This window comes from Pseudomonas sp. AGC41 (assembly GCF_057334555.1).
In genome coordinates this window covers 1-5,763 of the sequence record NZ_JBHFJB010000057.1, presented here as the reverse complement: position 1 = coordinate 5,763, position 5,763 = coordinate 1, and the positions used below count along the sequence as shown (strand labels likewise).

At 64.0% G+C, this 5,763-nt stretch carries 5 protein-coding genes; all 5 read right to left on the bottom strand.

Annotated features, from left to right (window positions below; all coding sequences use genetic code 11):
* Window positions 1-63 precede the first annotated feature (63 nt).
* From ACE04F_RS11295 to ACE04F_RS11275, 5 genes are read right to left on the bottom strand one after another with little or no spacing between them, the layout of a single operon-like run.
* The gene (locus tag ACE04F_RS11295) at window positions 64-837 is read right to left on the bottom strand and encodes an enoyl-CoA hydratase (RefSeq protein WP_486106710.1); all 774 of its coding nucleotides are present in this window, start codon (window positions 835-837) and stop codon (window positions 64-66) included.
* Between the two features lie 13 nt (window positions 838-850).
* Window positions 851-1,978, bottom strand: coding sequence for an acyl-CoA dehydrogenase (locus ACE04F_RS11290; RefSeq protein ID WP_486106708.1), 1,128 nt, complete (start codon window positions 1,976-1,978; stop codon window positions 851-853).
* Window positions 1,979-1,987: 9 nt separating this feature from the next.
* Window positions 1,988-3,175: an acetyl-CoA C-acyltransferase gene (locus ACE04F_RS11285; protein ID WP_486106706.1), complete on the bottom strand. Its 1,188-nt coding sequence runs from the start codon at window positions 3,173-3,175 to the stop codon at window positions 1,988-1,990.
* 11 nt (window positions 3,176-3,186) lie between these two features.
* A complete protein-coding gene (locus ACE04F_RS11280) occupies window positions 3,187-3,948 on the bottom strand; it encodes an SDR family NAD(P)-dependent oxidoreductase (protein WP_486106704.1) in 762 nt (253 codons plus the stop codon).
* Window positions 3,949-3,964: 16 nt separating this feature from the next.
* A complete protein-coding gene (locus ACE04F_RS11275; protein ID WP_486106702.1) occupies window positions 3,965-5,629 on the bottom strand; it encodes an AMP-binding protein in 1,665 nt (554 codons plus the stop codon).
* Between the last annotated feature and the right edge of the window lie 134 nt (window positions 5,630-5,763).

The window sequence follows — 5,763 nt, the reverse complement described above, 5'->3', positions numbered from 1 at the left end:
GTGTACGCCGCTAAACCCTGTGGGAGCGAGCCTGCTCGCGAAGGCGTTAGCCAAGACACCGCATTACTTGTCCTGAAACTCCGCCGCCCGCTTGGCCACGAACGCCGCCATGCCTTCTTTCTGATCCTGCGTGGCAAATGCCGCGTGGAATACCCGGCGTTCAAAACGCACGCCCTCGGACAGGCTGACTTCGAAGGCGCGGTTGACGCTTTCCTTGACCATCATGCTGATGGGCACCGATTTGGAGGCGATCAGGGCCGCGGTTTTCAGGGCTTCGTCCAGCAGCTCGTCAGCCGGAACGATGCGCGCCACGATGCCGCAACGCTCGGCTTCCACCGCGTCGATGAAGCGTCCGGTCAGGCACATTTCCATGGCCTTGGCCTTGCCCACCGCACGGGTCAGGCGTTGGGTGCCGCCCATGCCCGGCAGCACGCCGAGATTGATTTCCGGCTGGCCGAACCTGGCGTTGTCACCGGCCAGGATGAAGTCGCACATCAGCGCCAATTCGCAGCCACCGCCCAAGGCAAAACCGTTTACCGCCGCGATGATCGGCTTGCGGCGATTGGCAACCCGGTCGCTGTCGCTGAACAAATCGTCCAGGTAGATCTGCGGATAGGTCAGTTCGGCCATCTCCTTGATATCGGCGCCGGCGGCAAAGGCTTTTTTCGAGCCGGTCAGGACGATGCAGCCGATCTTCGGATCCGCTTCCAGGCGGTCCAGTACCTGGTTCAGCTCGCTGACGATCTGCGCATTCAGGGCGTTCAGCGCCTGGGGCCGGTTGAGAGTGATCAGGCCAACACGGTCCTTGATCTCCAATAAAATCGTTTCGTAGCTCATGGGGGACTCCTGTTCAAAGGTTGCGCGAAATGACCATGCGCTGAATGTCGCTGGTGCCTTCGTAGATCTGACAGACCCGCACGTCGCGGTAGATGCGCTCCAGCGGGAAATCTTTGAGGTAACCGTAGCCACCGAGGGTTTGCAAGGCCATGGAGCAGACCTTCTCGGCCATTTCCGAGGCGAACAACTTGGCCATGGACGCCTCTACCAGCGCCGGCTGGCCGGCATCGCGCAGCGCGGCGGCGTAGTGCACCATCTGCCGCGCCACGGCGATCTGGGTCGCCATGTCGGCCAGGCGGAACGCCACGGCCTGATGCTCGATGATCGGCTTGCCGAAGCTCTGGCGTTCACGGGCATAGTCGCGTGCGGCTTCGAACGCCGCACGGGCCATGCCCACCGACTGCGCCGCGATGCCGACCCGCCCGCCTTCGAGGTTCGCCAGGGCGATCCTGTAGCCATCGCCCTCCTCCCCGAGACGATTGGCCACCGGCACCTTCACGTCCTCGAAAAGGATCTGGCAGGTGTCGGAAGCGTGCTGGCCGAGTTTGTCCTCGACCCGCGCGACGCTGTAGCCCGGCGAATCGGTGGGCACGATGAACGCACTGATGCCACGCTTGCCGGCGCTCGGATCGGTGACGGCAAACACGATGACCACGCCAGCGTTCTGCCCGGACGTGATGAACTGTTTGCAACCGTTGAGCACGTAATGATCGCCCTCCAGCCGCGCCCGCGTCTTCAGGCTGCTGGCGTCGGAGCCAGCCTGGGGCTCGGTCAGGGCGAAAGCGCCGAGCATCGCGCCACTGGCCAGCGGCGTGAGGAAACGGGCCTTTTGCTCGTCGGTGCCGAATTTGAGGATCGGCACACAGCCTACCGAGTTGTGCACGCTCATGATCGTCGAGCAGGCGCCATCGCCGGCGGCGATTTCTTCCAGCGTCATCGCGTAGGCCAGGTAACCGGTGTCGCAACCGCCCCACTGTTCCGGAACCAGCATCCCGAAAAAACCCAGCTCGGCCATTTCACCAATGGCTTCCCTGGGAAAGCGGTGCTCGCGGTCCCACTCGGCCGAGAACGGTTTCAAGCGCTCCTGGGCGAACTGCCGGGCCATGTCACGGATTTGAGTCTGTTCTTCAGTCGCAAGCATGGGGGCTCCTCAGTACAGGCATTCAACGGCCATGGCGGTGGCTTCGCCGCCGCCGATACAAATCGCCGCGACGCCGCGCTTGAGGCCTTTCTGGCGCAGGGCCGAGAGTAGCGTCACCAGGATCCGCGCGCCGGATGCGCCGATCGGGTGGCCCAGGGCACAGGCGCCGCCGTGGACGTTGACCTTGTCGTGGGGGATTTCCAGCTTGTCCATGGTCACCAGGCCGACCACGGCGAAAGCTTCGTTGACTTCGAACAGATCGACGTCGCCCAGCGCCCAGCCGGTCTTGCTCAGCAGTTTTTTCACCGCACCAATCGGTGCCGTGGGAAACAGGCCCGGGGCGTCGGCGAACGCGGCGTGGCCGTGAATCACCGCCAGCGGTTTCAGGCCGCGCTGCTGCGCCTGGCTCTGGCGCATCAGCACCAGGGCGGCGGCGCCATCGGAGATCGAGCTGGCGTTGGCCGCCGTTACCGTACCTCCGTCGCGGAACGCCGGCTTGAGCGTGGCGATCTTGTCGATCCGCGCCTTCGGTGGCTGCTCGTCGTGACGGATAGTGACCTGTTCCTTGCCGACCATGACCTGCACCGGCACGATCTCGGCGTCGAAGCTGCCGTCCTTGATCGCCTGCTGGGCACGGGTGGTGGACGCGATGGCGAAGGCATCCTGGGCTTCACGGCTGTAGCCGTTGGCCTCGGCGCAGTCTTCGGCGAAGGTGCCCATCAGGCGGCCCTTGTCGTAGGCGTCTTCGAGGCCGTCGAGGAACATATGGTCGAGCACCTTGCCATGACCCATGCGCAAGCCGCTGCGGGCACGATCGAGCAGGTACGGCGCGTTGGACATGCTTTCCATGCCGCCAGCCACTACCACTTCGGCGCTGCCGGCGACGAGCATGTCGTGGGCGAGGATCGCCGCTTCCATGCCTGATCCGCACATCTTGTTGAGCGTGGTGCAGCGGGTCGATTTGTCGAGCCCGGCGCCCAGCGCCGCCTGGCGTGCCGGCGCCTGGCCCTGCCCTGCGGCGAGCACGCAACCGAACAGCACTTCTTCGACCGCCTGTGGCGAAATGCCGGCGCGCTCCACAGCGGCCTTGATGGCGGCGGAACCCAGCTGCGGTGCGGTCAGGCTTTTCAGCTCGCCCTGGAAGCCGCCCATCGGGGTGCGGACGGCGCTGACAATGACAATCGGATCGTTGGACATGACAAATCCTCCTATTTGGCGGCCATGCGCAAGGCGCCGTCGAGACGGATCACCTCGCCGTTGAGCATGCTGTTTTCAATGATATGCCGGACCAGCGCGGCGTACTCGGCGGGTTTGCCCAGGCGCGGCGGGAACGGCACGCCGGCGGCCAGGGAGTCACGTACTTCCGGCGTCATGCCGGCCATCATCGGGGTTTCGAAGATCCCTGGCGCGATGGTCATTACGCGGATACCGAAGCGCGCCAGTTCACGGGCGGCTGGCAGGGTCAGGCTGGCAATCGCGCCCTTGGACGCCGCGTAGGCGGCCTGGCCGATCTGCCCGTCGAAAGCGGCTACCGAGGCGGTATTGATGATCACCCCGCGTTCGCCGTCGGCGTTGGCCTCGGTTTCGGCAATGGCCGCAGCGGCCAGGCGCAGCAGGTTGAAGCTGCCGATCAGGTTGACGTTGATCACTTGGCTGAAGCTGGCGAGCGCATGAGGACCGTTCTTGCCGAGGATCTTCTCCCCGCGCACGATGCCGGCGCAATTGACCAGCCCATTCAAGCCACCGAACGCATCCACCGTGGCCTTGACTGCCGCTGCGGCTGCCGCTTCGTCGCTGATGTCGGCGACCACGCTCTGACAACCGAGCTTTTGTGCCTGGGCGGCCACCGCTTCGGCGTTCAGGTCCACCAGCATCACCTTGGCGCCGGCCTTGACCAGCATTTCGCCGGTGGCCGCGCCGAGGCCGGAAGCACCGCCGCTGACGAGGAAAATCTTGTTGTCGATCTGCATCATGGTTTCCTTGGATTCAAGCTGAAACGTTCTGCGCCGCAGCCTCTTGAGCCTTGGCGATTTCCTGGTTGCGCAAGATAAAGCGCTGCAACTTGCCGCTGGGGGTCTTCGGCAAGTCGCTGACAAATTCGATTTCACGGGGGTACGCATGGGCCGCCAGGCGCTTGCGCACATGCTGGCGCAATTCTTCGGCCAGCTCCGGCGCGGCGCGGTACTGAGCGCTGAGCACCACGAAAGCTTTCACCAGCTCGGTGCGCTCAGGGTCGGGTTTGCCGATGACCGCGGCTTCCACCACGGCCGGGTGTTCGATCAGCGCGCTTTCCACGTCGAACGGGCCAACGCGATAGCCGGACGTCGTGATCACGTCATCGCTGCGGCCGACAAAGCTGATGCTGCCGTCCGGGTTGAACTCGACGGTATCGCCGCTCAGGTAATAATTGCCGACGAACGCCTTGGTCGGCCCGCCTTCGTAACCGGCGAACCAGCACATCGGCGACTGGCTGCGATCGACGGCAAGAATGCCTGGCTGCCCTACCCCCAACTCCTGTTGATTTTCATCCAGCACCACGATGCGGTGGCCCGGCGAGGCAAAACCGGCCGCGCCCAAGTGCACCGGGTGGTTGAGGCCATGGTGGTTGCACAGCACCATGCCCAGCTCGGTCTGGCCGTAATGATCATGGATCACCACGTTCAGGTTCTCGGCAAACCAGCGGATCACTTCCGGGTTCAGCGGCTCGCCGGCGCTGCTGACGATGCGCAGCTTGCCCTTGATCGACCGAGCGAACTGCTCGCCGCCAGCAATCAACAGACGATAGGCCGTCGGTGAGCCAGCCAGGTTGCTGATGCCGTATTTGTTGATCACCCGGCAGGTGCTTTCCAAGGTGAAGGGACCATCGTAGAAAGTGATCGGATGCCCCAGCGCCAGAGGCCCGGTCACGCCGAAATAGATGCCGTAGGCCCAGCCCGGGTCAGCGACGTTCCAGAAGGAATCCTCAGGACGCAAATCCACCGCGTCACGCATGTAGCTCTGGAACGCGACGATGGCCTTGAGCGGAACCGACAGCGCCTTGGCCGGCCCGGTGGTGCCGGAGGTGAACATCAGCAGGAACGGATCTTCGCCGGTCAGCATCAGCGGTTCGCACGGGTCGGAATGGTTGGCCAGTTCGGCCCAGAAACTGTAGTCGCCGCGGACGATGCCCTGGCCCTTCTGCCCGCCGACCGTAACGATGGTGGGGCAGCCAAGCACTTCGTTGAGCTTGGGCCGGTTGCTGGCGTCGGTGACCACCACACGCGCGCCGGAACTGCCGAGGCGGTGCTCGATGGCCTTGGGTCCGAATGCGGTGAACAGGGGCTGGTAGACCGCGCCGATACGCCAGGTGGCGAGCACCACGATCAGCAGTTCAGCATTGCGCGGCAGCAGGCCGGCGACCTTGTCGCCCTTGCCGACACCTTGGGCCCGCAGGAAATTGGCGAAACGCGCGGCGTTGTCCTGCAGGTCACGGTAGGTCCAGGTCGCATCGCTGCCATCACGGCCCTCCCAGAACAAGGCGATGCGCCCCGGCAAGACATGCCGGTCGCAACATTCGACGCAGGCATTGAGTGCCTCGAGCGAACCGTGCAAAGCGGCATTGGCGGTGTGCAGGTAATCGAACTGCGACGTGGCGGACGAATAATCGCGCATGACCAGAATCCCTCTGTACTTTTTATTGGTGGGGGAACCGTGAATAGCAGGGAAATACTCGCGCCGAAGGAGCTGCGGGGCAATGGTCAAAGCTTTCAAGTTGCTTGACTGGTTTGGCCATGGTTCGGGGGGGG

What these genes read in the sequence shown, in the direction of transcription:
- ACE04F_RS11295 (WP_486106710.1), bottom strand. Translation starts at nt 837, where the DNA reads ATGAGCTACGAAACGATTTTATTGGAGATCAAGGACCGTGTTGGCCTG.
- ACE04F_RS11290 (WP_486106708.1), bottom strand. Translation starts at nt 1,978, where the DNA reads ATGCTTGCGACTGAAGAACAGACTCAAATCCGTGACATGGCCCGGCAG.
- ACE04F_RS11285 (WP_486106706.1), bottom strand. Translation starts at nt 3,175, where the DNA reads ATGTCCAACGATCCGATTGTCATTGTCAGCGCCGTCCGCACCCCGATG.
- ACE04F_RS11280 (WP_486106704.1), bottom strand. Translation starts at nt 3,948, where the DNA reads ATGCAGATCGACAACAAGATTTTCCTCGTCAGCGGCGGTGCTTCCGGC.
- ACE04F_RS11275 (WP_486106702.1), bottom strand. Translation starts at nt 5,629, where the DNA reads ATGCGCGATTATTCGTCCGCCACGTCGCAGTTCGATTACCTGCACACC.